This is a genomic window from Streptomyces sp. NPDC092369 (genome assembly GCF_044755245.1).
Classification (GTDB): domain Bacteria; phylum Actinomycetota; class Actinomycetes; order Streptomycetales; family Streptomycetaceae; genus Streptomyces.
In genome coordinates this window covers 348,238-371,860 of the sequence record NZ_JBIVQP010000002.1, presented here as the reverse complement: position 1 = coordinate 371,860, position 23,623 = coordinate 348,238, and the positions used below count along the sequence as shown (strand labels likewise).

The 23,623-nt window shown below is 70.6% G+C and carries 17 protein-coding genes; 6 read left to right on the top strand and 11 right to left on the bottom strand.

The genetic code is table 11. The features are described 5' to 3' along the window. Positions 1-42: 42 nt before the first annotated feature. The gene (locus ACIQI8_RS11315; protein WP_402347480.1) at positions 43-819 is read left to right on the top strand and encodes a DsbA family protein; all 777 of its coding nucleotides are present in this window, start codon (positions 43-45) and stop codon (positions 817-819) included. Positions 820-961: 142 nt separating this feature from the next. Beyond that, positions 962-2,008: a prolipoprotein diacylglyceryl transferase gene (lgt, locus tag ACIQI8_RS11310; RefSeq protein WP_402347477.1), complete on the top strand. Its 1,047-nt coding sequence runs from the start codon at positions 962-964 to the stop codon at positions 2,006-2,008. A 5-nt stretch (positions 2,009-2,013) separates the two neighbouring features. On the opposite strand, the gene ACIQI8_RS11305 is transcribed toward lgt, so the two are convergent. The 7 genes from ACIQI8_RS11305 to ACIQI8_RS11275 are packed head-to-tail and all read right to left on the bottom strand — an operon-like array spanning position 2,014 to position 10,230. After that, positions 2,014-2,892, bottom strand: a complete 879-nt coding sequence (locus ACIQI8_RS11305; protein WP_402347474.1) for an HpcH/HpaI aldolase/citrate lyase family protein — start codon at positions 2,890-2,892, stop codon at positions 2,014-2,016. Between the two features lie 26 nt (positions 2,893-2,918). Then, positions 2,919-4,163 carry a CaiB/BaiF CoA transferase family protein gene (locus ACIQI8_RS11300; RefSeq protein WP_402347471.1) on the bottom strand — a complete coding sequence of 415 codons (1,245 nt, stop codon included), beginning with the start codon at positions 4,161-4,163 and terminating at the stop codon, positions 2,919-2,921. Further along, the gene (rbsK, locus tag ACIQI8_RS11295; RefSeq protein WP_402347468.1) at positions 4,160-5,065 is read right to left on the bottom strand and encodes a ribokinase; all 906 of its coding nucleotides are present in this window, start codon (positions 5,063-5,065) and stop codon (positions 4,160-4,162) included. Before rbsK ends, ACIQI8_RS11300 begins: the two co-directional genes overlap by 4 nt. Continuing rightward, positions 5,062-6,435: an ADP-ribosylglycohydrolase family protein gene (locus ACIQI8_RS11290; protein ID WP_402347465.1), complete on the bottom strand. Its 1,374-nt coding sequence runs from the start codon at positions 6,433-6,435 to the stop codon at positions 5,062-5,064. The genes rbsK and ACIQI8_RS11290 overlap by 4 nt, the downstream gene beginning before the upstream one ends. Then, positions 6,423-7,598, bottom strand: a complete 1,176-nt coding sequence (locus ACIQI8_RS11285) for an ADP-ribosylglycohydrolase family protein (RefSeq protein WP_402347463.1) — start codon at positions 7,596-7,598, stop codon at positions 6,423-6,425. Before ACIQI8_RS11285 ends, ACIQI8_RS11290 begins: the two co-directional genes overlap by 13 nt. Before the next feature lie 8 nt (positions 7,599-7,606). Then, positions 7,607-9,151, bottom strand: a complete 1,545-nt coding sequence (locus tag ACIQI8_RS11280) for an ADP-ribosylglycohydrolase family protein (RefSeq protein WP_402347460.1) — start codon at positions 9,149-9,151, stop codon at positions 7,607-7,609. A gap of 26 nt (positions 9,152-9,177) precedes the next feature. Next, on the bottom strand, positions 9,178-10,230 hold the full coding sequence (locus tag ACIQI8_RS11275) for an ADP-ribosylglycohydrolase family protein (RefSeq protein WP_402347457.1): 1,053 nt from the start codon (positions 10,228-10,230) through the stop codon (positions 9,178-9,180). A gap of 274 nt (positions 10,231-10,504) precedes the next feature. Here ACIQI8_RS11275 and ACIQI8_RS11270 point away from each other — a divergent pair, with 274 nt between their 5' ends. The 3 genes from ACIQI8_RS11270 (at position 10,505) to ACIQI8_RS11260 (ending at position 17,687) form a co-directional block, all read left to right on the top strand. Then, a complete protein-coding gene (locus ACIQI8_RS11270) occupies positions 10,505-11,236 on the top strand; it encodes a VIT1/CCC1 transporter family protein (protein ID WP_402347455.1) in 732 nt (243 codons plus the stop codon). 402 nt (positions 11,237-11,638) lie between these two features. Further along, the gene (gltB, locus tag ACIQI8_RS11265; RefSeq protein ID WP_402347452.1) at positions 11,639-16,231 is read left to right on the top strand and encodes a glutamate synthase large subunit; all 4,593 of its coding nucleotides are present in this window, start codon (positions 11,639-11,641) and stop codon (positions 16,229-16,231) included. Further along, positions 16,224-17,687, top strand: coding sequence for a glutamate synthase subunit beta (locus tag ACIQI8_RS11260; RefSeq protein WP_402347449.1), 1,464 nt, complete (start codon positions 16,224-16,226; stop codon positions 17,685-17,687). Before gltB ends, ACIQI8_RS11260 begins: the two co-directional genes overlap by 8 nt. A 130-nt stretch (positions 17,688-17,817) precedes the next feature. On the opposite strand, the gene ACIQI8_RS11255 is transcribed toward ACIQI8_RS11260, so the two are convergent. Together ACIQI8_RS11255 and ACIQI8_RS11250 are read right to left on the bottom strand one after the other, a co-directional pair. After that, complete coding sequence (locus tag ACIQI8_RS11255) at positions 17,818-18,684, bottom strand: chitosanase (protein ID WP_402347446.1); 867 nt, start codon at positions 18,682-18,684, stop codon at positions 17,818-17,820. A 46-nt stretch (positions 18,685-18,730) separates the two neighbouring features. Continuing rightward, the gene (locus ACIQI8_RS11250) at positions 18,731-19,642 is read right to left on the bottom strand and encodes a rhomboid family intramembrane serine protease (protein WP_402347443.1); all 912 of its coding nucleotides are present in this window, start codon (positions 19,640-19,642) and stop codon (positions 18,731-18,733) included. A gap of 208 nt (positions 19,643-19,850) precedes the next feature. Between ACIQI8_RS11250 and ACIQI8_RS11245 the strand changes: the two genes are divergently transcribed. Continuing rightward, on the top strand, positions 19,851-21,509 hold the full coding sequence (locus tag ACIQI8_RS11245) for a cytochrome bc complex cytochrome b subunit (protein WP_402347440.1): 1,659 nt from the start codon (positions 19,851-19,853) through the stop codon (positions 21,507-21,509). Here ACIQI8_RS11245 and ACIQI8_RS11240 read toward each other — a convergent pair. Beyond that, the gene (locus ACIQI8_RS11240) at positions 21,484-22,443 is read right to left on the bottom strand and encodes an acyl-CoA dehydrogenase family protein (RefSeq protein ID WP_402347437.1); all 960 of its coding nucleotides are present in this window, start codon (positions 22,441-22,443) and stop codon (positions 21,484-21,486) included. The two genes, ACIQI8_RS11245 and ACIQI8_RS11240, sit on opposite strands and share 26 nt — an antisense overlap. Then, positions 22,443-23,582, bottom strand: a complete 1,140-nt coding sequence (locus ACIQI8_RS11235) for an acyl-CoA dehydrogenase family protein (protein WP_402347434.1) — start codon at positions 23,580-23,582, stop codon at positions 22,443-22,445. The genes ACIQI8_RS11240 and ACIQI8_RS11235 overlap by 1 nt, the downstream gene beginning before the upstream one ends. Positions 23,583-23,623 lie beyond the last annotated feature (41 nt).

The following is a 23,623-nucleotide window of genomic DNA, read 5'->3' as shown; positions in this document are numbered from 1 at the left end:
ACCGGGGAGGCGCGCTGCGCCTCCCCGGTTCGTTCTGGGGGTGTGAGTGAGAAGAACCGTGACGGAAAGCGCACCGCTCGCGAGCGGCTGGCGGTCGAGCGTGAGAAGCAGAAGGCCGGGGAGAGGCGACGGCGGACGCTGATCGTGGGCGCGAGCGTGGTCTGCGTCCTGGGTCTGGCGGCGGTGATCGGCGTGGTCGCCGCCAACTCCGGCAAGGACGACGGCAGCAAGTCCGCAGGCCCGGTCGTGGCCCCCTCCGGAGCGCAGGGCAAGGACAGCCTCGCGATCCCGGTCGGCAAGGACGGGGCGAAGACGACGCTCACGGTCTGGGAGGACTTCCGCTGCCCGGCCTGCAAGGCCTTCGAGTCGGCGTACCGCTCGACCCTCCACGAGCTGACCGACTCCGGCGAGCTGCGGGTCGAGTACCACCTGGTCACGATCATCGACGGCAATCTGGGCGGCACCGGTTCGCGCAACGCGGCCAACGCGGCGGCCTGCGCCCAGGACGCCGGAAAGTTCCGCGACTACCACGACACGCTGTACCAGAACCAGCCGACGGAGACCGACGACGCCTACGCCAAGAACAGCAAGCTGATCGAGCTGGCGGGCAAGGTCGACGGACTCGACACGGCCACGTTCCGCACGTGTGTCGAGGACGGTACGCACAACAGCTGGGTCGCGAAGTCCGCGCAGGCCTTCTCCAGCGGCGGCTTCACGGGCACGCCGACCGTCCTGCTGAACGGCAAGAACATCTACGCGGACCAGTCGATGACCCCGGCGAAGCTGAAGCAGCAGGTGCAGGAGGCGAACAAGGGATAAGCGCTCAAGGGACAAGCGCTCAAGGGACAAGCGCTCAAGGGACAGGCGATCAAGAGGTAAGCGATTCTCACAACCCTGTTATGGACCCGTAGCCGGGCCGCCCCTCGTGCGCCCGGTCCGGCACGGTAGCGTCGACCCTGCCATGGAACTTGCCTACATTCCCAGCCCGTCGCGCAGTGTGGTGCACCTCTTCCACATTCCGCTGCGCGGCTACGCGTTCTGCATCATCATCGGCGTCTTCGTCGCGGTCTGGCTCGGCAACAAACGCTGGATCGCCCGCGGCGGCCGGGCCGGCACGGTGGCCGACATCGCGGTCTGGGCCGTGCCGTTCGGCCTGGTCGGCGGCCGCCTCTACCACGTGATCACGGACTACGAGCTGTACTTCAGCGAGGGCCGTGACTGGGTGGACGCCTTCAAGGTGTGGCAGGGCGGCCTCGGCATCTGGGGCGCGATCGCCCTCGGTGCGGTGGGCGCCTGGATCGGCTGCCGGCGCCGGGGCATCCCGCTGCCGGCGTGGGCCGACGCCCTCGCGCCCGGTATCGCCCTCGCGCAGGCGATCGGCCGCTGGGGCAACTGGTTCAACCAGGAGCTCTACGGCAAGGCGACGGATCTGCCCTGGGCCGTGAAGATCACGTCCTCGACGGACGGGCGGGTGCCCGGCACCTACCAGCCGACCTTCCTCTACGAGTCCCTGTGGTGCGTCGGCGTCGCCTTCCTGGTCATCTGGGCCGACCGGCGCTTCAAGCTCGGACACGGGCGCGCGTTCGCGCTGTACGTCGCCTCGTACTGCGTGGGCCGGGCGTGGATCGAGTACCTGCGCGTCGACGACGCCCACCACATCCTGGGCCTGCGGCTGAACGACTGGACCGCGATGGTCGTGTTCCTGCTCGCGGTCGTGTACTTCGTGATCTCGGCGAAGAAGCGGCCCGGGCGCGAGGAGGTCGTGGAGCCGGGTGCCGCGGAGGACGGCGAGGCCGACGGGGACGGGGACGGGGACGAGAAGAAGACTGACGTCTCCGCCAAGACCGACGTCTCGGCCAAGGCGGACGCCGGTGACAAGGAGGCGTCCTCGGAGGCGAAGGAAGCCGCCGAGGACGACACCACCGGTGAGAAGAGCGCGGCCGACGAGAACTCGGGCGACGAGGACGTGAAGGACGAGGCCGGGGCCGAGTCGGCCAAGAAGGGCTGACCGGGTCAGCGGCGGCGGGCGAGTGACAGGGTGCGGTGCGCCGCTGTCACCACCGCCGCGTCGATGAACCTCCCGTCCGCCAGTGCTTGGGCGCCCCGTTCTCTCGTCGCCGCCTTCACGACGGTCTCCGCCTCCTCGATCTCCCGTTCCGTGGGGAGATAGGCCCGTTCGATGATCGGGAGCTGACGGGGATGGATGGCGGTCCGGCCCAGGAAACCCAGGGTGCGGCCGTGCGCGCAGGACGCGGCCAGGCCCTCCAGGTCACGGATGTCCGGGTGGACCGACTGGGGCGGCGGGGGCAGGGCCGCCGCCCGTGCGGCCACCACCACGCGGGACCGGCACCAGTCGAGGCCCGCGTCCTCGCGTACGCCCAGGTCGGCCCGTAGATCCGCCTCTCCCAGCGCGATTCCGCGCAGCGCGGGGTGGGCGGTGGCGATGGCGTGGGCGTGTTCGATGCCGAGGGCCGATTCCAGGAGGGCGTGGAGCGGGGGCGCGGCTGTCTCGGCAGTGGCCGTGGCCTCGACGGGGGCCGTCGCCTCCGCGATGGCGATCACCTGTGCCGCGGACGTCACCTTCGGGAGGCGGAGACCGGAGAGGCCGGGGAGGGCGGCGAGCGCCGCCAAGTCCCGGGTCGCCAACGGGCCGTCGAGGGCGTTCACGCGGACGTGGACCGGGACGGGCTGGGGTGCGGTGAGGAGTTCGGCGGTGGCCGCGCGGGCGTACTCCTTGCGGTCCGGGGCGACCGCGTCCTCCAGGTCGACCACCACCACATCGGCGCCGGACGCGAGCGCCTTGGCCACCACGTGCGGACGGTCGCCGGGGGCGTAGAGCCAGGTCAGCGGGGTCATAGGCAGGGGGGTCGCGCTCGTCGCGGCTGTGTTCATCGGGGTTGTGTTCATCGGGGTGGTGTTCATACGGCGCCCGCCGCGCGCAGGGCGGTCAGTTCGGCCGGGGTCAGGCCCAGGTCGGTGAGGACCTCGTCGGTGTCCGCGCCGTGCGGGCGGCCCGCCCAGCGGATCGCGCCGGGGGTGGCGGAGAGGCGGAAGAGGACGTTCTGCATGCGCAGGGGGCCCAGTTCGGGGTCGTCGACGGTGGTGATCGTGTCGAGGGCCGCGTACTGCGGGTCCTCCATCACATCCCGTACGTCCTGGATCGGGGCGACCGCCGCCTCCGCCTTGTCGAAGGCCGCGAGCACCTCGTCGCGGGGGCGCTGGGCGATCCAGCCGCCGACGGCCTCGTCGAGCAGGCCGGCGTGGCGGGCCCGTCCCTCGCCCGTCGCGAACCACGGTTCGTCGATCAGCTCCGGGCGTCCCACCAGGCGCAGCACCCGCTCGGCGATCGACTGGGCGGACGTGGAGACGGCGACCCAACTGCCGTCGGCGGTGCGGTAGGTGCCGCGTGGGGCGTTGTTGACGGACCGGTTGCCGGTGCGGGGCTGGACGTGGCCGAGCTGGTCGTACCAGAGGGGCTGCGGGCCGAGCACGGTGAGGATCGGTTCGATGATCGCCATGTCGACGACCTGGCCCTCGCCGGTGCGGTCGCGGGCGGCGAGCGCGGTCATCACGGCGTACGCCGTCGCCAGGCCCGCGATCGAGTCGGCGAGGCCGAACGGCGGAAGGGTCGGGGGCGCGTCCGGTTCGCCGGTGATCGCGGCGAAGCCGCTGAGCGCCTCGGCGAGGGTGCCGAAGCCGGGGCGGTGCGCGTACGGGCCGAACTGTCCGAAACCGGTGACCCGGGCGAGAACCAACCCGGGGTTGACGGCGCAGAGTTCGGCCCAGCCGAGGTCCCATTTCTCCAGGGTGCCGGGGCGGAAGTTCTCGATGATCACGTCGGCGGTGGCGGCGAGGCGCAGGAGGGTGTCCCGGCCGCCGGGCTTGGACAGGTCCAGGGTGATCGTGCGTTTGTTGCGGCCCAGCAGCTTCCACCACAGGCCGACGCCGTCCTTGGAGGGGCCGTGGCCACGGGAGGGGTCGGGTTTCGTGGGGTGCTCGATCTTGACGACCTCGGCACCGAAGTCGCCGAGCAGGGTGGCGGCGAGCGGGCCGGCGAAGAGGGTGGCGAGGTCGAGGACGCGCAGGCCGGTCAGCGGGGAAGAGGTCGGGCCGGGGGGCGTGGTCGTGGCGGCGGGGGTGGCCTTGGTGGGCTCGGTGTTCATGAGGCGTACTCCGTCTCGATCTCGGAGCGGTACGGCATCGACGCCGATGCGCCCGGCCGCTGGACCGACAACGCGGCTGCAGCCGCTGCCCACTTGAGCGCCTCCCGGATCGGCCGCTCCTCGGCGAGGGCCACCGCCAGGGCGCCTACGAAGGTGTCGCCGGCGCCGGTCGAGTCGACGGCGGCCACTTCGGGTGCGGGGACGGCGAGGGGTTCGGCGCCGCGGCTGACATAGAGGCAGCCGGCCGGCCCGAGCGTGACGACGGCCGCCGGCACGCTGTCGAGCAGGGCGGTGGCCGCGGCGATCGGGTCGGCGAGGCCGGTGAGGGTGGTCGCCTCGTGCTCGTTGGGGACCAACAGGTCGACGGCGGCGAGGAGTTCGGGTGGAAGGGGCTGGGCGGGGGCGGGGGTGAGGATCGTGCGGACGCCGTGGGCGCGGGCCGCCCGCGCGCCCGCGACCACCGCCGCGAGCGGGATCTCCAGCTGCAGCAGCAGGACGTCGGCGGAGGCGATGAGGGCCTCGTCGCCGGGGGCGAGGTGGTCGACGGTGCCGTTGGCGCCGGGGATCACCACGATCGCGTTGCCGCCCTCGTCGTCCACGACGATGTGGGCGGTGCCGGAAGGGGTGTCGATCGTGCGCAGGAGGTCGGTGTCGACGCCGGAGTGTTCCAGGGCGGCGCGGAGTTGAGGGCCGTACACGTCGTTGCCGACGGCGCCGATCATCGTCACGCCGGCGCCGGCGCCGGCGCCGGCGCGGGCGGCGGCGATCGCCTGGTTGGCGCCCTTGCCGCCGGGGATCGTACGGAACTCCCGTCCCGTGACGGTCTCTCCGCGCGCGGGTGCCTTGTCGACGTAGGCGACCAGGTCCATGTTCGTGCTGCCCAGCACGACGATGTGGGTCATGGGCGGGAAGCCTCCCGGTGGGTGAGGTGGGCCAGGGTGTCGAAGCCGGTGCCGTCGAAGTCGCCGACGGAGGTGGCGAGTCGGTTCTTCAGCGGGGTCGTCCAGTGGTCGGGGAGGGCGGCGGGGGTACCGGCGAGGAGTCCGGCGATGCTGCCCGCGGTGGCGCCGTTGGAGTCGGTGTCCCAACCGCCGCCCACCGCACGGGAGATGGAGCCGGTGAAGTCGCCGTTCGCGTGGGTGAGGGCGGCGGTGATCAGGGCGGTGTTGGGGATGGCGTGGACCCAGTGGTGGGTGGGGGCGTAGGTGGCGTGGAGTTCGTCGACGACCGTGTCGAAGTCGTCGTGTTCCTGGGCGAGTTGGATCGCGTGGTGGATGGCTTTGGCCAGGCGGGACCGGGGTGGGATCACCGTGAGGCCGATGCGGAGACAGGTGTGGATGTCGTGGGTGCCGGGGGTGGCCTGGGCGATGGTGGCCGCGATGAACATCGCCGCGTAGACGCCGTTGGCGGTGTGGGTGAGGGTGGCGTCTCGGTGCGCCTGTTCGGCCGCGGCGGCGGGGGCGGCGGGGTTGGTCCAGCCGTGGACGTCGGCGCGGATGAGGGCGCCGATCCATTCTCGGAAGGGGTTGCGGTGGCGGGCGGTCTGTGGGGGTTCGATGCCGGTGAGGAGGTTGCGGTAGGCGATGCGTTCCGCGGTGAAGGTACGGCCGGCCGGGAGTTCGTTCAGCCAGAGGGTGGCCAGGTCGGTGGGGGTGAAGTGTCTGCCGTGGCGTTGTAGCAACAGGAGGTTCAGGAGGGGGTAGTTGAGGTCGTCGTCCTCCGGCATGCCGTCGATGTTCTCGGCCAGGGAGGTGGGGGCGGAGCGGCGGTTCCAGGGGTGGGCGGAGAGGAGTTCGGTGGGGACGCCCTTGGCGGTGAAGTAGGTGTTCAGGGGCCAGTTGTTGGTGGATCTGGCTAGCCGGCGGATGGCTTCGAGGGGGAGTTTCTCCACTGGTTTGCCCAGGAGACAGCCGATGGCTCTGCCCAGCCAGGCTGCTTCCAGGCTGAGCGGGGTGGGGGTTGGCGCCGGGGGTGGGATGTGGGCTGAGGAGGGCCAGTCGGGGCAACTGGCCCTGATCTTCGCCAGGTCGGTGGGCTCGTCCTCGGTCAACCTGCTGGGCAGGTCTGCCAGTTCGTCCAGCAAGTCCTCTGCCAGCTGGCGTAGGTAGCGGGATGCCGGATTCGGGGACGCGCCCGCTCTCAGGGGGGCCTCCTGGCCACCCGCCGCTCGCCAGCGGGCGGCGATCGTCGATGGTTCGCGGCCGTCCAGGGTTGCCTGGTGGAGTTCGTGGCCGATCAGGTCTTCTGGTTGGACCCAGGTCAGTCGGAGCATCTGGGGCCTGCGATCTGCGTGAACGCGGCCTCGTGGGCTCGGCGTCGGCGGACGTCTCGTTCGAAGAGTTCGCGGGTTACGGCGGTGAGGGTGGCCGCCGGTTCCCAGAGGTCCAGACGGCTGGCCTCCGCTACCGTCTTCGACCAGTCCTGGGGGACCGGTGAGCCGAGGGCGCCGGCCATCGCGCCTGCCATCGTCGCGATCGAGTCGCAGTCCCGGCCGTAGTTCACCGAACCCAGCACCGCGTGGCGGAAGTCGCCGCCGGAGACGACCAACATGCCCAGGGCGATGGGGAGTTCCTCGATCGCCCGGGTGCGGGAGGGGCGACGGGCGTCCAGGGAGGGGGCGCGGTAGTCGGGGCCCACCGTGTCATAGGGCGCCACCGCCTCCCGTAGGGGAGTCAGCGCCGACTCGAAGTCCGAGTAGCGGGAGGCCACTTCGCAGACCTGCTCGATGGCGGTGCGGGTGCCGTCCTTCGCCAAGGTGAGGCAGGCGGCCACCACCGAGTCGGGGGTCGCGCCCGGCACGCAGGCCGCGGCCACCGCCGCCGCGAAGACGGCCGCCGCCTCACGGCCGTACGAGGATTGGTGGGCCGCCGCGATGTCCAGGGCTTCGGTGTAAGCACCCCTCGGGTCGGCCGCGTTGACCAGGCCGACCGGGGCCATGTACATCGCGGCACCGCAGTTGACGATGTTGCCGATGCCTGCCTCGCGTGGGTCCACGTGGCCGTAGTGGAGGCGGGTCACCAGCCACTTCTCCGCCAGGAAGACGCGGTGCAGGGGGAGCGCCTCGGCCTCCAACTCCGGGATCCAGCGCGGGTTCGTCATCAGGTCGGGGACCAGGTGGTCGGCGATCGCGTACGCGTCCAGGTGGTCGCGGACCGTCGCGTAGACGCGGATCAGCGCGTGCGTCATCAAGGTGTCGTCGGTGACGTGGCCGTCGCCCTTGTGGTACGGGGCGATCGGGCGGGCCGTGCGCCAGTCGTCGCCGTTCCAGGGGCCGACGATGCCGTGGACGCGGCCGCCGTGGCGTTCGAGGATCTGGTCGGGGGAGTAGCCCTCGACGGGGCCGCCGAGGGCGTCGCCCACCGCCGCGCCGACCAGGGCTTCGGTGATGCGGTCCTCAAGGGTGGTTTCTTGTTGTGTGGGTTGTTTGAGAGACATGCACCGAATCATCCTCCCGGCGGGGCCGGTTGTGCTGCTTCCAGGAGTCCGGCGAGTTCCACGAGGTCGGTGCCGGTGAGGCGGGGGAGTGCGCAGCCGGAGAGGGTGCGGCAGGCGTCCCGCCAGGTGGCGGGGATGGCGTCGCCGCCGCTCAGTGCGCCGGTGAGGGCGCCGGCCAGGGCGGGGGCGGAGTCGGCGACGCGGGAGAGGCAGGCCGCGGCGGGGACTGCCTCGGCGATGCGGCCCTGTGCGGCGGTTGCCAGGGCGAGGGCGACGGGGACGGTTTCGGCGGCTGCGATGCCGTAGCTGTAGACGTGGTCGACGATTTGGTGTTCGAGGAGGGGGATCAGAGCGAAGGCGGATTCGGCGGATTCGGCCAGGTGCAGGGCGTGGCGGGCGTTGCGGCCGATCTCTGTGGATTCGGGGAGTTCGGTGAGGGCCGCGGACACGCAGGTCTTTACGTCGGCTCCGGTCAGGGCCAGGGATACGGCTGCGGCCATGGCCCTTGCTCCGTGTACGCCGTCGCCGTCCTGGGTGTAGCGGGCGTCGAACTCGGCGAGGGCGGCGGCGCGTTCGGGGTCGCCGGGGTGGGCTACCGCGAGGACGCACGCCCTTACGCAGGCCGCGTCGTCGAAGTAGTGCGGGTTGTCGTGGCCGGTGGCGGGTGGGCGTAGGCCGGCTGCGAGGTTGCCGAGTCCTGCTCTGACCGAGATGCGGGCGCGGAGGGGGAGGACGGCGGATTCGACTTCCGGGGCGCGGTTCGCTGCGGCGGCTACTTCCGCGGCCAGGGCGTTCCAGGTGAGGTCGATGGCGGCTCTTGTGCGGCGGTCTCTTGAGAGGTCGCCGAGGGCGGTGTCGTCGCCGGCCTTCAGGAGGGCTTCTGCGGCGAACGCTGCCCATTCCGCGTCGTCGGAGGGGCCGAGTTTGAGGGGCTCGGGGGGTTGGTTCAGGGCGATGGGGACGGGGAGGGTCGTGGTCGCGTTCTGTTCGGCGAAGGTGTCGAGTTCGCGGGTGAGGCGGCGGGTCCAGTCGGGCATGCGGGTTGCTCTGTGGCGGGCGGAGGGCCAGCCGGCGGCGTCGCCTGCGGATAGCCCCAGCAGGAGGCCGAGGGTTCTGTGCGGGTTGGCTGTGGTGGGGGTGGGGTTGGTCTCGTCGGTGGACGCCTCGGCTTCGCCTTCGGCGTTTCTGCTCCCACCCGCACCACCCGTGCAGCTTTCGTTGTCGGGTGCGAGTGGCCCCTGTGGGGCGAACCCGCCATCGGCGACCTCCCGTCCGATCGGCTTCGCCGTGGACGTCGGCTCAACGGTGAGCGGAGTGAGCGTGGGCGTCGATTCGACGGTGGTCGCAGTGAGCGTTGGCATCGGCTCGTCGGTGGTCGCAGTGAGCGTTGGCGTCGGCTCGTCGGTGGTCGGAGTGATTGTTGGCGTCGGCTCGACGGGGGTCGGAGTGAGCGTGGGCGTCGGCTCGCCGGTAGGCGGAGTGATCGTCGGCGTGCCCGTGCCCGTGCCCGTGCCCGTGGCCATGTCCGCGTCCGCGTCCGTCCCCGTGACCATTCCCCCCGTCCACGGACCCGGCGGCCTCATCGGGTCGCCGCCGGTTCCATGAGCGTCGGTTCAGCGGGCTCGTGGGGGCTGGGCATCGGCCGGGTCAGCAGGTCCGCCACCTCCAGTACGTGGTGGCCCGCCATTGCCGGTAGGCAGCTTCCCCTTGCTGGGCCGATGCCCGTGGCCCATTCCTCCGGGATTGATGACACTCCTCGGGTCGCTCCCGCCAACGCGCCTGCCACCGCCGCTGTCGTGTCCGCGTCTCGGCCCATGTTGACCGCCGTCAGGACCGCTTCGGTGAAGTCGCCGTCCGCCGACGCGTACGCGCCGAAGGCCAGGGCGACCGCCTCGGGGGCCAGGTCGGTCCAGGGGTAGCCGCCGATGACGACCGCGGAGCGGACGGCGCGTTCGCCTCGGTGGGCGACCGCCACCGCTCGGCGCAGGGAGCGGGCCGTCCACGAGTCGTCCGGGATCACGGCGAGGGCCGAGGCCACCACCGCGATCGTGGGGGCGCCCGCCATCGCCGCCGCGACGCCTGCCGCCACCGCCTGGCCGCCGTAGATGCCCTCGCCGTCATGGCTCACCGAGCCGTCGATCGCGACCAGGCGGGCCGCCTCGGCGGGGCGGCCCGCGGCGAAGACGCCGAAGGGGGCCGCCCGCATGGCCAGGCCGTCGCTCCAGGCGTGGCGGTGCTGGGCTGAGATGGGGGCCGCCAGGCCTCGGCGGAGGTTCTCCAAAGTGCCGCGTTCGCTGAAGCCCGCCCCCCGGAACGGGCCCTCGTCCCGGTCCGCGATCCACTCGTGCCAGGCCGCCTCCACATGGGAGGGGGAGAGGGCCGAGCCGTGGCGGGCCAGCAGAAGGCCCGAGAAGATCGCGTACTCCGTGTCGTCCGTGCCCGCCGGCTCCTGGGCCACGTAGCCCGTGATGCGGCCCCAGCGGGCGCGGATCTCGGAGGGCTTCATGTTCTCGGCGGGCGCCCCGAGGGCGTCCCCGACGGCCAGGCCGAGCAGGGCGCCACGGGCTCGCTCGCGCAGTTCGGGGGCGTTCCCGGGGGCCGGGGCCGAGGGGATGCAGGCGATCGATGTCATGGACGGCCTCTCCGGGAGGGGGTCCGCACAGGGCGCGGCACCTTTGCGGATGTGTCCCACCATCGGCGGTTGACCAGAGCGTCCGGAGGTCTCATGTCACCCGGTCGACATCTGGGCAGAGACGCGCACGGGTGAGCGGAAGGTGGTAAAGCCGCAGGTTAGCGCAGCCTTTCCTTGGTGGTGGGCGGGAATGGGCGTGTGTATCTTTGGCGTTGTTCAACAGTAGAACGTGTCTAAAGTTAGCTTTGGCTTAGCTTCCTGGGGAGATTCACGCATGGCCATCATCGAGACCGAGGCCGCCCTTCATGAGGCGCACCGTGACAACCACACGCACCGGGATGTGACGGGCGGGTGGTTGCGCCCCGCCGTGTTCGGGGCCATGGACGGGCTGGTGTCCAACCTCGCGTTGATGACCGGTGTCGCCGGCGGTTCCGTCGGTCATCAGGCGATCGTGCTCACCGGGCTTGCGGGGCTCGCCGCCGGCGCCTTCTCCATGGCCGCCGGTGAGTACACCTCCGTGGCGTCCCAACGCGAGCTCGTCGAGGCCGAGTTGGATGTCGAGCGCAGGGAGCTGCGGAAGCACCCGCAGGATGAGGAGGCCGAGCTGGCCGCCCTGTACGAGGCGCGAGGGGTCGATGCTCACCTCGCGCGTGAGGTGGCCCGGCAGCTGTCTCGTGATCCCGAGCTCGCTCTCGAGATCCACGCGCGTGAGGAGCTGGGGATCGATCCGGGGGATCTGCCCTCGCCGGCGGTCGCGGCCGTGTCGTCGTTCGGGGCCTTCGCGCTGGGGGCGCTGCTGCCCGTACTGCCGTATCTGCTCGGTGCGACCTCGCTGTGGCCTGCGGTGCTGCTCGCGCTGGTCGGGCTCTTCGCGTGTGGTGCCGTGGTGGCTCGGGTGACTGCTCGCAGCTGGTGGTTCAGTGGGCTTCGGCAGCTCGCGCTGGGGGGTGCCGCGGCCGGTGTGACGTACGCCCTGGGCGGGGTGTTCGGGACGGCCGTAGGATAGGGGTCCGCTAGGTATGCGGCGTGACGCATAAGTAGCCGTTACTAGCTGGTTTCGAGTGCTTAACCACCGGGCATGAGCCGTAAGCGCTGCGGGCAATGAGGCCTGTCGCGCATCCGTGAGGTGGGCGACGCAGCCCTCCTCGCGCTCGGACCGACGGGCATCGATCTGTCCGCTCAGGTCCCCTATGGCTTCCGTCGCTGGACCCGGTACCCCCACCGCGACCCCGTGACGTCCGCATGTTGGGACGCAGTATCCAGTTTCCGAGAACCGCCCCATCATGTAACCTGCACGAAATTTTGCACTTCGCAGAGGGCCAACGTCGTCCCTCGGCAATTCGCTCCCCCAGAGCCTCAAGGGCCTGGGAGGTGCCCCCAGCCACTTGAGACGACGACGGGAGAGCCGATGCGTACGCCGCGCCAGCCGTCCCAGCACTCCGAGAATGGCCAGAACTGGTCCTTCATGGATGCTCGCCCTGCTGCGCAGGGTATGTACGACCCCCGCAACGAGCACGACGCGTGTGGCGTCGGCTTCGTGGCCACCCTCACCGGCGAGGCGTCCCACACCCTGGTCGAGCAGGCCCTGACGGTCCTGCGGAACCTCGAACACCGCGGCGCCACCGGCTCCGAGCCCGACTCCGGCGACGGCGCCGGCATCCTCTCCCAGGTCCCCGACGCGTTCTTCCGCGAGGTAGCCGGATTCGAGCTGCCCGAGGCGGGCGCCTACGCGGTCGGCATCGCCTTCCTGCCGGAGGACGCGCTGCAGGACACCGTCTCGCGGATCGAGACGATCGCGGCCGAGGAGGGCCTCACCGTCCTCGGCTGGCGTGACGTGCCGGTCGCTCCCGAACTCCTCGGCGCCACCGCCCGTTCGACGATGCCCGCCTTCCGGCAGATCTTCGTGACCGACGGCGAGTCGACGGACATCGTCCTGGACCGCAGGGCCTTCGTGCTGCGCAAGCGTGCCGAGCACGAGGCCGGTGTCTACTTCCCCTCGCTGTCCGCGCGGACCATCGTCTACAAGGGCATGCTGACCACCGGCCAGCTGGAGCCCTTCTTCCCGGACCTGTCCGACCGCCGCTTCGCCTCCGCGATCGCGCTCGTGCACTCCCGCTTCTCCACGAACACCTTCCCGTCGTGGCCGCTGGCCCACCCGTACCGCTTCGTCGCGCACAACGGTGAGATCAACACCGTCAAGGGCAACCGCAACTGGATGGCGGCCCGCGAGTCCCAGATCGCCTCGGACCTCTTCAAGGACAACGGCCTGGAGCGCGTCTTCCCGATCTGTACGCCGGACGCCTCCGATTCGGCGTCCTTCGACGAGGTGCTCGAACTGCTGCACCTGGGCGGGCGTTCACTGCCGCACTCGGTGCTGATGATGATCCCGGAGGCGTGGGAGAACCACGACTCCATGGACCCGGCCCGCCGCGCCTTCTACACCTTCCACTCCACGATGATGGAGCCCTGGGACGGCCCGGCCTGCGTCACCTTCACCGACGGCAAGCAGGTCGGTGCGGTCCTCGACCGCAACGGCCTGCGTCCCGGCCGCTACTGGGTCACCGACGACGGCCTGGTCGTCCTCGGCTCCGAGGTCGGCGTCCTGGACATCGACCCGGCCAAGGTCGTCCGCAAGGGCCGTCTCCAGCCCGGCCGCATGTTCCTCGTCGACACCGTCGAGCACCGCATCATCGAGGACGACGAGATCAAGGCGGAACTCGCCGCCGAGAAGCCGTACGCCGAGTGGATCGAGGCCGGCGAGATCGAGCTGGGCGACCTGCCCGAGCGCGAGCACATCGTCCACACCCACGCCTCGGTCACCCGCCGCCAGCAGACCTTCGGCTACACCGAGGAGGAGCTGCGCGTCATCATCGCGCCGATGGCCAAGTCCGGTGCCGAGCCGATCGGTTCGATGGGTACGGACTCGCCGATCGCCGCGCTGAGCGAGCGTCCGCGCCTGCTCTTCGACTACTTCACCCAGCTGTTCGCACAGGTCACCAACCCGCCGCTGGACGCCATCCGCGAGGAGCTCGTCACCTCGCTGCGCTCGTCCCTCGGGCCCGCGAGCAACCTCCTCGAGCCGACGGCCGCTTCGTGCCGCAGCGTCACCCTGCCCTTCCCGGTGATCGACAACGACGAGCTGGCCAAGCTCATCCACGTCAACGCCGACGGCGACATGCCCGGCTTCAAGGCCGCGACCCTCTCCGGTCTCTACCGGGTCTCCGGCGGCGGCGACTCCCTCGCCGCGCGGATAGAGGAGATCTGCGCCGAGGCCGACGCGGCGATCGAGAACGGCGCCCGGCTGATCGTCCTGTCCGACCGTCACTCCGACGCCGAGCACGCGCCGATCCCGTCGCTGCTGCTCACCGCGGCCGTCCACCACCACCTCATCCGTACCAAGCAGCGCACTCAGGTGGGCCTGCTGGTCGAGGCCGGCGACGTCCGCGAGGTCCACCACGTGGCCCTGCTCATCGGCTTCGGCGCCGCCGCGGTCAACCCGTACCTGGCGATGGAGTCCGTCGAGGACCTGGTCCGCGCGGGCACGTTCCTGCCGGGCATCGAGCCCGAGCAGGCCATCCGCAACCTGATCTACGCGCTCGGCAAGGGCGTCCTGAAGGTCATGTCCAAGATGGGCATCTCGACGGTCGCCTCCTACCGCGGCGCCCAGGTCTTCGAGGCCGTCGGCCTCGACCGGACCTTCGTGGACACGTACTTCAGCGGCACCGCCACCAAGATCGGCGGCGTCGGCATCGACGTCATCGCCAAGGAGGTCGCCGCCCGGCACGCCAAGGCGTACCCGGCCTCCGGCATCGCGCCCGCGCACCGCGCGCTCGACATAGGCGGCGAGTACCAGTGGCGTCGCGAGGGTGAGCCGCACCTGTTCGACCCGGAGACGGTCTTCCGCCTCCAGCACTCCACGCGGGCCAACCGCTACGACATCTTCAAGAAGTACACGGACCGCGTGAACGAGCAGTCCGAGCGCCTGATGACGCTGCGCGGCCTGTTCGGCTTCAAGAGCGGCCGTGAGCCGATCTCCATCGACGAGGTCGAGCCCGTCTCCGAGATCGTCAAGCGCTTCTCCACCGGAGCCATGTCCTACGGCTCCATCTCGCGCGAGGCGCACGAGACCCTCGCCATCGCCATGAACCAGCTGGGCGGCAAGTCCAACACCGGTGAGGGCGGCGAGGACGCGGACCGGCTCTACGACCCGGCCCGGCGCAGCGCCATCAAGCAGGTCGCCTCCGGCCGCTTCGGCGTCACCTCCGAGTACCTGGTCAACGCGGACGACATCCAGATCAAGATGGCGCAGGGCGCCAAGCCCGGCGAGGGCGGCCAGCTGCCCGGCCACAAGGTCTACCCGTGGGTCGCGAAGACGCGTCACTCGACGCCGGGTGTCGGGCTCATCTCGCCGCCGCCGCACCACGACATCTACTCCATCGAGGACCTGGCCCAGCTGATCCACGACCTGAAGAACGCGAACCCGCAGGCGCGGATCCACGTGAAGCTGGTCTCCGAGGTCGGTGTCGGCACGGTCGCCGCGGGTGTCTCCAAGGCGCACGCGGACGTCGTCCTCATCTCCGGGCACGACGGCGGTACGGGTGCCTCGCCGCTGACCTCGCTCAAGCACGCTGGTGGGCCTTGGGAGTTGGGGCTCGCAGAGACCCAGCAGACCTTGCTGCTCAACGGACTTCGCGACCGGATCGTCGTGCAGACCGACGGCCAGCTGAAGACCGGCCGTGACGTCGTCATCGCCGCGCTGCTCGGTGCCGAGGAGTTCGGTTTCGCGACCGCGCCGCTCGTCGTCTCCGGCTGCGTCATGATGCGCGTCTGCCACCTCGACACCTGCCCGGTCGGCATCGCCACCCAGAACCCGGTGCTGCGCGACCGGTTCGCCGGCAAGGCCGAGTACATCGTGAACTTCTTCAAGTTCATCGCCGAGGAGGTCCGCGAGATCCTCGCCGAGCTGGGCTTCCGCACCATCGAGGAGGCCGTCGGCCAGGCCGGCGCGCTCGACGTCGAGCGCGCGGTGAACCACTGGAAGGCGCAGGGCCTCGACCTGGCCCCGCTGTTCTACGTGCCCGAGATGCCCGAGGGTGCCGCGCTGCACCAGGTCATCCAGCAGGACCACGGCCTGGAGAAGGCGCTCGACAACGAGCTGATCAAGCTCGCCGCCGACGCCCTCGCCGCGTCCAGCGCCACCGACGCCCAGCCGGTGCGTGCCCAGGTCGCGATCCGCAACATCAACCGCACGGTCGGCACGATGCTCGGCCACGAGGTGACGAAGAAGTTCGGTGGGGCGGGACTGCCCGAGGACACCATCGACATCACCTTCACCGGCTCGGCGGGCCAGTCCTTCGGAGCCTTCCTGCCGCGCGGTGTCACGCTGCGCCTGGAGGGCGACGCCAACGACTACGTCGGCAAGGGCCTCTCCGGCGGCCGGGTCATCGTCCGTCCCGACCGGGGCGCCGACCACCTCGCCGAGTTCTCCACCATCGCGGGCAACACCATCGCCTACGGCGCGACCGGCGGGGAGCTGTTCCTGCGCGGGCGTACCGGCGAGCGGTTCTGTGTCCGCAACTCCGGTGCCACGGTGGTCTCGGAGGGCGTGGGCGACCACGGCTGCGAGTACATGACCGGCGGTCACGCGGTGGTCCTGGGCGAGACGGGCCGCAACTTCGCGGCCGGCATGTCCGGCGGTATCGCGTACGTGATCGACCTGAACCGCGACAACGTCAACGTCGGCAACCTGGGCGCGATCCAGGAGCTGGACGACGCCGACAAGCAGTGGCTGCACGACGTGGTGCGCCGTCACCAGGAGGAGACCGCCTCGACGGTCGCCGAGAAGCTGCTGGCCGAGTGGGACACCGCCGTCGAGCGCTTCACCAAGATCATCCCCAGTACGTACAAGGCAGTGCTCGCCGCCAAGGACGCCGCCGAGCAGGCGGGACTCTCCGAGTCCGAGATCACCGAGAAGATGATGGAGGCGGCGATCAATGGCTGACCCGAAGGGCTTCCTGAACCACGGGCGCGAGGTCGCCAAGTCCCGTCCCGTCGAGGTACGGCTGAAGGACTGGAACGAGGTCTACGTCCCCGGTTCGCTGCTGCCGATCATCAGCAAGCAGGCCGGCCGGTGCATGGACTGCGGCATCCCGTTCTGCCACAACGGCTGTCCGCTGGGGAACCTGATCCCCGAGTGGAACGACTACGCGTACCGCGAGGACTGGTCGGCGGCCCAGGAGCGGCTGCACGCGACCAACAACTTCCCCGAGTTCACCGGGCGGTTGTGCCCGGCTCCGTGCGAGTCGGCGTGTGTGCTCGGCATCAACCAGCCGGCCGTCACCATCAAGAACGTCGAGGTCTCGATCATCGACAAGGCGTGGGAGACCGGTGACGTCGCCCCGCAGATCCCCGAGCGGCTGTCGGGCAAGACCGTCGCCGTGATCGGCTCGGGCCCGGCGGGTCTCGCCGCCGCCCAGCAGCTCACGCGGGCCGGCCACACGGTCGCCGTCTACGAGCGCGCGGACCGCATCGGGGGCCTGCTCCGGTACGGCATCCCCGAGTTCAAGATGGAGAAGCGGCACATCAACCGCCGTATCGAGCAGATGCGCGCGGAGGGCACCCGCTTCCGGACCGGCATCGAGATCGGTGTCGACCTCAAGGCGACCGACCTGAGGAAGCGCTACGACGCCGTCGTGATCGCCGCCGGTGCCACCACCGCCCGTGATCTGCCCGTCCCGGGGCGGGAGTTGACCGGCGTCTACCAGGCGATGGAGTACCTGCCGCTGTCGAACAAGGTCCAGGAGGGCGACTACGTCACCTCCCCGATCTCGGCCGAGGGCAAGCACGTCGTGGTCATCGGCGGCGGCGACACCGGCGCCGACTGCGTGGGCACCGCCCACCGGCAAGGCGCCGCCTCCGTCACGCAGTTGGAGATCATGCCCCGCCCGGGCGACGAGCGGAACCCGGTCTCCCAGCCGTGGCCGACCTTCCCGATGCTCTACAAGGTGACCTCCGCGCATGAGGAGGGCGGCGAGCGGGTCTACTCCGTCTCGACCACCCACTTCGAGGGCGACGAGGACGGCAACGTCCAGTGGCTGCACCTCACCGAGGTCGAGTTCGTCGAGGGCAGGCTGACCCCGAAGCCGGGCAGCGAGCGCAAGATCCCCGCCCAACTGGTCACCCTCGCCATGGGGTTCACCGGCACCGACCGCGAGAACGGCCTGGTGGACCAGTTCGGCCTGGACCTCGACGAGCGCGGCAACATCGCCCGCGACGCCGACTTCCAGACCAATGTGCCGGGCGTCTTCGTCGCCGGTGACGCCGGCCGCGGCCAGTCGCTCATCGTGTGGGCGATCGCCGAGGGCCGTTCGGCCGCCCGCGGCTGCGACCGCTTCCTGGCCGGCGCGAGCGACCTGCCCGCGCCGATCCGCCCGACGGACCGCGCGCTGATGGTCTGACGGTTCATCAAGAGACGTCCGTACAAAGGCGTACGGAGGACTGACGGCGTCTGCCCGACCTGTCCCCGACCGGACACAAGGGCAGGCGCCGCCGCATGTCCGGCCGCGGACAGGGTGAACCGGCCGCCCGCTACGGCACCTTGTACGTCTCCCCGTACACCTGCCACGTCAGCGGGGTCTTCAGGTCCAGGTTCCCGTCGTACAGGAAGCGCCGCTGCTCCGTGTCGACGCGGGAGGTGTCGAGGTCGGCGTCCTTGGCTTTCATGGCGGCGCGGCGGAGGTCCAGGAAGATGTCCAGGTACGCCTTCTCCGAGCCGCCCTGGGCGGGGGTGTCCGCCTCCCGCAGCGTGCGCTCGCGCAGGCCGTGGAAGCTGGTCGCGTCGTTGCCCGGGCCGTGGAAGACCATGGCGTCGTAGTAGATGAACTGGCCCAGGGTGCCCAGGCCGTCGAGCTTGGCCTGGCGGACCGCCGGGTCGAAGTAGACGCGGTCGCGCTCCTCGTCCTGGGCCGCGCGGAAGGCGGGCAGCTTCGCCTCGGCCTTCCAGGCGGCGGTGAAACCGGGGTCCAGGCCCTCGTGCGAGTCCGTACCGTCGACCTTGCGCAGGGCGGGAAGATAGGCGGCGAGTCCGTTGTCCGGGTGGGCCTTTGTGTAGCGCTCGACCAGCGTGAGCAGGTCGTGGGTGCCGGAGCAGAAGCCGACGAGGCCGGCCGTGTAGCCCTGGCCGTCGCCGATGTCCTCGATGTAGCCGTAGGCGCTGCGCCAGTCCAGCGTCGAGTTCTCGGCGCTCGCCACCAGCTTCTGCGCCAGCTCCTTCTTCGCGGGCGCGGCGAGCCCCGGCGGCAGGTCGGCGAGCGCCCTGTCGTCCGGCGAGGCGACGGAGGACGGGCTCCTCGATGTGCCGTGGGAGGCGGCGGGCGTCTCCTCGGGCAGGAAGTAGACCCCCGCCGCGAAAACGACGGGGATCGCCGCGAACACGAGGAAACCGGCACGTCTCATGACGTACAGATTAGGCCACGTGTTTGAGCCAACCGTGCCAGGCCGCTCACACGTTCAGTTCCGCGACCCGCGCCAGTGCCAGGACCACCAGAAGCACGAGCAGCGCCCCGCACGCGCCCGCCTGGACGAGGGGGCGGCGCCGGTCGCGCGGGGCGTACGCGTAGGCGACCGTCACCAGGCTGCCGGCCAGCAGACCGCCGAGATGGCCCTGCCAGGAGGTGAGGCCCGCGGAGATCACCAGCCACAGCAGCAGGCCGGCCATGAAGCGGTTGACGGTCGCCATGTCGGCGCCCAGCCTGCGGGCCATGACGTAGTAGGCGGCACCGAGCCCGAAGATCGCGCCGGACGCGCCGAGGGTCGGGGTGTCGGGGGCGAGCAGCAGCACCAGGACCGAGCCGCCGAGGGCGGACAGGAGATAGAGGGCGAGGTAGCGGACCCGGCCGAGCTGGGACTCGACGACCCGCCCGATGTTCCACAGCGACACCATGTTCATCACGATGTGCAGGATCCCGAACGACCCACCGGTGGGCGGGAGATGGAGGAAGGCACTGGTCAGCAGCCGGTACCACTCGCCGCCCACGACCCCCTCGGCGTGGAAGGAGTCGGGATACGCCGCCTGCCACACGTAGTGCCCGCCGTCCGGTCCGACCAGCCCCCGGCCCAGCATCTCGAACCGGTCCACGACCGCCGGCCGCGCCACCTCGGCCACGTAGGCGAGCACGTTGAGCCCGATCAGCACGTACGTCACCAGCGGCACCGTCGAGATCCGGCCGCCGAACGCCGTCCGCGGCTCGCGCACCGACCGCGCGCCCTCGCGTACGCACTCCACGCACTGATGACCGACGGCGGCCTCCCGCATGCACTCCGGGCAGATGTACCGCTCGCAACGGGTGCACCGGACGTGGGACTCCACCTTGGGATGGCGATAGCAGGTGGTGACGGCGGACTCGGAATCCACGGCCGGCTCCTCGGACAGGGGGGTGGACGGAGGGATGGGGCGGAGGGGTGGGGCGGAAGAGCGAGCCGGTTGGGACGGCGGCGAACAAAATAGCGAACGCCTGGCGTGACCAGGAAAACGGGTCGGCCGGTCGCACGGGCCGCACGCACCGTTGGCTAAGTCCCGCGCCCGTGCCACCCTGATGTCGATCCGACGGGGAGGCTGCTGCATGGACGGGGCGCGATCGGTCAACGGGGCTGCGGAGACGGGTGGTTCGGCCCGCGGGGCCTCGGCGGGGAAGGGCGAGAAGCTCGCCGACTGGGCCGACGGACGGCTCGGTCTCTACGGCCTGGCCAAGGCCAACATGCGCAAGGTCTTCCCGGACCACTGGTCCTTCATGCTCGGCGAGATCTGCCTCTACAGCTTCATCATCCTGATCCTGACCGGCATCTACCTCACCCTGTTCTTCGAGCCCAGCGGCGTCGAGGTCGTCTACCACGGCTCGTACGAGCCCCTCAACGGTGTCGTCATGACCCGGGCCTACGAGTCCTCGCTCGACATCAGCTTCGATGTGCGCGGCGGGCTGCTGATCCGGCAGATCCACCACTGGGCGGCCGTGGTCTTCATCGCCGGCATGCTCATCCACATGATGCGGGTGTTCTTCACCGGCGCCTACCGCAAGCCGCGCGAGGTCAACTGGATCTTCGGCTGGACCCTGTTGATGCTCGGCATCATCACAGGGCTGACCGGCTACTCGCTCCCCGACGACCTGCTGTCCGGCACCGGCATCCGCTTCGCCGACGGCGCGATCCTGTCGATCCCGATCGTCGGCACGTATCTGTCGATGTTCCTGTTCGGCGGCGAGTTCCCGGGGCACGACATCATCTCGCGGCTCTTCCCGGTCCATGTCCTGCTGCTGCCCGGGATCATGCTGGGCCTGGTGGTCGCCCATCTGATCCTGGTCTTCTACCACAAGCACACCCAGTACCCCGGGCCCGGCCGCGACCAGAAGTCCGTCGTCGGCATGCCTTTCCTGCCGGTCTACATGGCGAAGGCGGGCGGCTTCTTCTTCCTCGTCTTCGGCGTCCTGACGATCATGGGTGGTATCGCCAGCATCAACCCCGTGTGGGCCTTCGGCCCCTACCGGCCCGACCTGGTGACGACAGGCGCCCAACCGGACTGGTACCTCGGCTTCTCCGAGGGGCTGATCCGGGTGATGCCGGGATGGGAGATCAACATCTGGGGCCACACGCTGATCCCGGGTGTCCTCATCCCCTTCTCGCTCTTCCCGCTGATCCTGCTCGCCCTCGGCGTCTACCCGTTCGTCGAGGCGTGGATCACCGGCGACAAACGTGAGCACCACATCCTGGACCGGCCGCGCAACGCGCCCGTGCGCACCGGCCTGGGCGTCGCCTGGCTCAGCCTGTACGGAGTGCTGCTGATCGGCGGCGGCAACGACATCGTCGCCACGCATCTGCATCTGTCCATCAACGCGATCACCTGGTTCGTGCGGATCGCCTTCTTCGTGGTGCCGGTGCTGGCCTTCCTGGTCACCAAGCGGTTCTGCATGGGGCTTCAGCGCCGGGACCGGGACAAGGTGTTGCACGGACGGGAGACCGGGGTCATCCGGCGGCTGCCGCACGGGGAGTTCGTCGAGGTGCACGAGCGACTCCCGCAGGACCAGTTGCACACCCTCACCCAGCACGAGCAGGAACCGGCCTACGGGATCGGCCCGATGGTCGACGCCAACGGTGTACGCCGTCAGGTCACGGTCTCCCAGCGGGTACGGGCCCAGCTGGCCCGGGCGATGTTCGGGCCCGAGTCACGGATCGCGAAGCCGACACCGGAGGAGTACAGGGAACTCACCAGCGGCGACCACCACCACTGAGCACTGTCTCTCGGCACTCAGCGGGGCCGCCCCAAGCCGTGCGCAGCGCACGGGCCTTGGTCAGCCAGAGGGACAGGTCGTACTCCGCGGTGTAGCCGATCGCGCCGTGCAACTGCAGTGCTGTACGGGCCGTCGTGTACGCCGCCTCGCAGGCCGCGACCTTGGCGGCGGCCACATCGGCCGGATCCAGGGTGAGCGCGGCGCCGAAGAGCAGCGGTCTCGCGAACTCCAACGCGATTTTGGCGTCGGCCAGTTGGTGCTTGACCGCCTGGAACGACCCGATGAGGACGCCGAACTGCAGGCGCTGCTTGACGTAGGCGACGGTCCGGTCGAGCAGGGCGAGCCCGACACCGAGGGCCTGGGCGGCGGTGGCGAGCCGGGCCCAGGTGAGGGCCTCGCCGAAGTGCGCCTCGGCGCGCAGGAGTTCGCCGCCGGCGGCCGGGAGGGTCAGTCGCCGCGCCGGGTCGAGCGAGGCGCGTACGGGACCGTGGCCGGGGGCCAGACGCAGTTCCCCGTCGGTCAGCGTGAACAGGGCGGTCGCCGCGTCCCCGTCCAGCGCGTAGCCGCCCGCGGTGGCGAGCGTGGCCACCGTCTCGCCCGAGGCCAGCGCCGGCAGATACCGCTTCGCCGGGCCCGGCTCGGTCAGCAGGGCCGCCGCCGTCACCGTCTCCACCAGCGGCCCCGGCACCGCGTGCCGGCCCAACTCCACGAAGGCGACGGCCAGTTCGACAGGTCTGGGCCCCAGGCCCTCGTAAGCCTCCGGCACCGCCAGCGCGAACACCCCCGCCCCGGCGATACGGCCCCACAGGTCGAAGCCGGGTGTGTGGTCGCCGGCGCTCCAGGACCGGATCGCGGACGGGGTGTCCGCGGACGCCAGCATCGCGTCCAGGGAAGCCGCGAACGCGCGCTGTTCCGTGTCGAGCAGGAAGCGCATCAACGGCGTCCCTTCGGCAGGCCGAGCAGGCGCTCGGCGATGATGTCGCGCTGGATCTCGTTCGTGCCCGCGTAGATGGGGCCGGCGAGGGAGAAGACGTAGCCCTCGGCCCACTCGGTTTCCGTCAACTCGCCCTGTTCGCCGAGGAGATCGAGGGCGGTCTCGTGCAGCGCGATGTCGTACCGCGACCAGAAGACCTTGTTCAGGCTGGACTCCGGGCCGAGGGACTCGCCGTCGAGGAAACGGGAGGCGTGGGCGTAGGTGAACAGGCGGTAGGCACGGGCGCCGATCACCGCGTCGGCGACCCGGTCCCGTACCGACTCCGGGGCACCCTGCGCCTGCCACAGCCGGTGCAGCCGTCCCGCGCCCGCCAGGAAGCGGCCGGGGGAGCGCAGCATCAGCCCCCGCTCGTTGCCCGCCGTCGACATGGCGATCCGCCAGCCCGCGCCCGGCTCGCCGATCACGTCCTCGTCCGGCACGAACACCTCGTCCAGGAACAGCTCCGCGAACGCCGGCTTCCCGTCCAGACGCCCGATCGGACGGACCGTGACGCCGGGCGCGCGCAGGTCGAACATCAGGTAGGTCAGGCCTTGGTGCGGCTTCGGGGTGTCCGGATCGCTGCGGAACAGTCCGAAGGCGCGGTCGGCGAAGGCGGCCCGGGAGGACCACGTCTTCTGCCCGCTCAGCAGCCAACCCCCGTCCGTGCGCACGGCCTTGGACCGCAGGGAGGCCAGATCGGAACCGGCCTCGGGCTCCGACCAGGCCTGCGCCCAGACGACCTCGCCGGTGGCCATGGACGGCAGCACACGCGCCCGCTGATTCTCCGTGCCGTGGTCGAAGAGGGTGGGCGCGAGCAGACTGATCCCGTTCTGCCCGACCCGGCCCGGTGCGCCCGCCGCCCAGTACTCCTCCTCGAAGACCAGCCAGGAGATCAGGTCGACGCCCCGACCGCCGTACTCCACCGGCCAGTTGACCACCGACCAGCGGTCCGCCGCCAGTTCGGCCTCCCACGCGCGGTGCGCCGCGAAGCCCTCCTCGGTCTCCAGGGACGGCAGCGCGGTGCGCGGCACATGGTCCGCGAGCCATGCCCGGGCCTTCGCGCGGAAGGCCTCCTCGTCCTGCGTGAAGGCGAGATCCATGGGCTGCCATCCTTCCCTAACAAGTGTTTGGTAGGTTAGCG

Coding starts and splice junctions, on each gene's coding strand:
- ACIQI8_RS11240 (WP_402347437.1), bottom strand. CDS start 22,443: ATGCGCTTCCTGCTCGACACGGAACAGCGCGCGTTCGCGGCTTCCCTG.
- ACIQI8_RS11260 (WP_402347449.1), top strand. CDS start 16,224: ATGGCTGACCCGAAGGGCTTCCTGAACCACGGGCGCGAGGTCGCCAAG.
- ACIQI8_RS11300 (WP_402347471.1), bottom strand. CDS start 4,163: ATGAACACCGAGCCCACCAAGGCCACCCCCGCCGCCACGACCACGCCC.
- ACIQI8_RS11275 (WP_402347457.1), bottom strand. CDS start 10,230: ATGACATCGATCGCCTGCATCCCCTCGGCCCCGGCCCCCGGGAACGCC.
- ACIQI8_RS11270 (WP_402347455.1), top strand. CDS start 10,505: ATGGCCATCATCGAGACCGAGGCCGCCCTTCATGAGGCGCACCGTGAC.
- lgt (WP_402347477.1), top strand. CDS start 962: ATGGAACTTGCCTACATTCCCAGCCCGTCGCGCAGTGTGGTGCACCTC.
- ACIQI8_RS11245 (WP_402347440.1), top strand. CDS start 19,851: ATGGACGGGGCGCGATCGGTCAACGGGGCTGCGGAGACGGGTGGTTCG.
- ACIQI8_RS11290 (WP_402347465.1), bottom strand. CDS start 6,435: ATGCTCCGACTGACCTGGGTCCAACCAGAAGACCTGATCGGCCACGAA.
- rbsK (WP_402347468.1), bottom strand. CDS start 5,065: ATGACCCACATCGTCGTGCTGGGCAGCACGAACATGGACCTGGTCGCC.
- ACIQI8_RS11235 (WP_402347434.1), bottom strand. CDS start 23,582: ATGGATCTCGCCTTCACGCAGGACGAGGAGGCCTTCCGCGCGAAGGCC.
- ACIQI8_RS11280 (WP_402347460.1), bottom strand. CDS start 9,151: ATGGTCACGGGGACGGACGCGGACGCGGACATGGCCACGGGCACGGGC.
- ACIQI8_RS11305 (WP_402347474.1), bottom strand. CDS start 2,892: ATGAACACAGCCGCGACGAGCGCGACCCCCCTGCCTATGACCCCGCTG.
- gltB (WP_402347452.1), top strand. CDS start 11,639: ATGCGTACGCCGCGCCAGCCGTCCCAGCACTCCGAGAATGGCCAGAAC.
- ACIQI8_RS11255 (WP_402347446.1), bottom strand. CDS start 18,684: ATGAGACGTGCCGGTTTCCTCGTGTTCGCGGCGATCCCCGTCGTTTTC.
- ACIQI8_RS11285 (WP_402347463.1), bottom strand. CDS start 7,598: ATGTCTCTCAAACAACCCACACAACAAGAAACCACCCTTGAGGACCGC.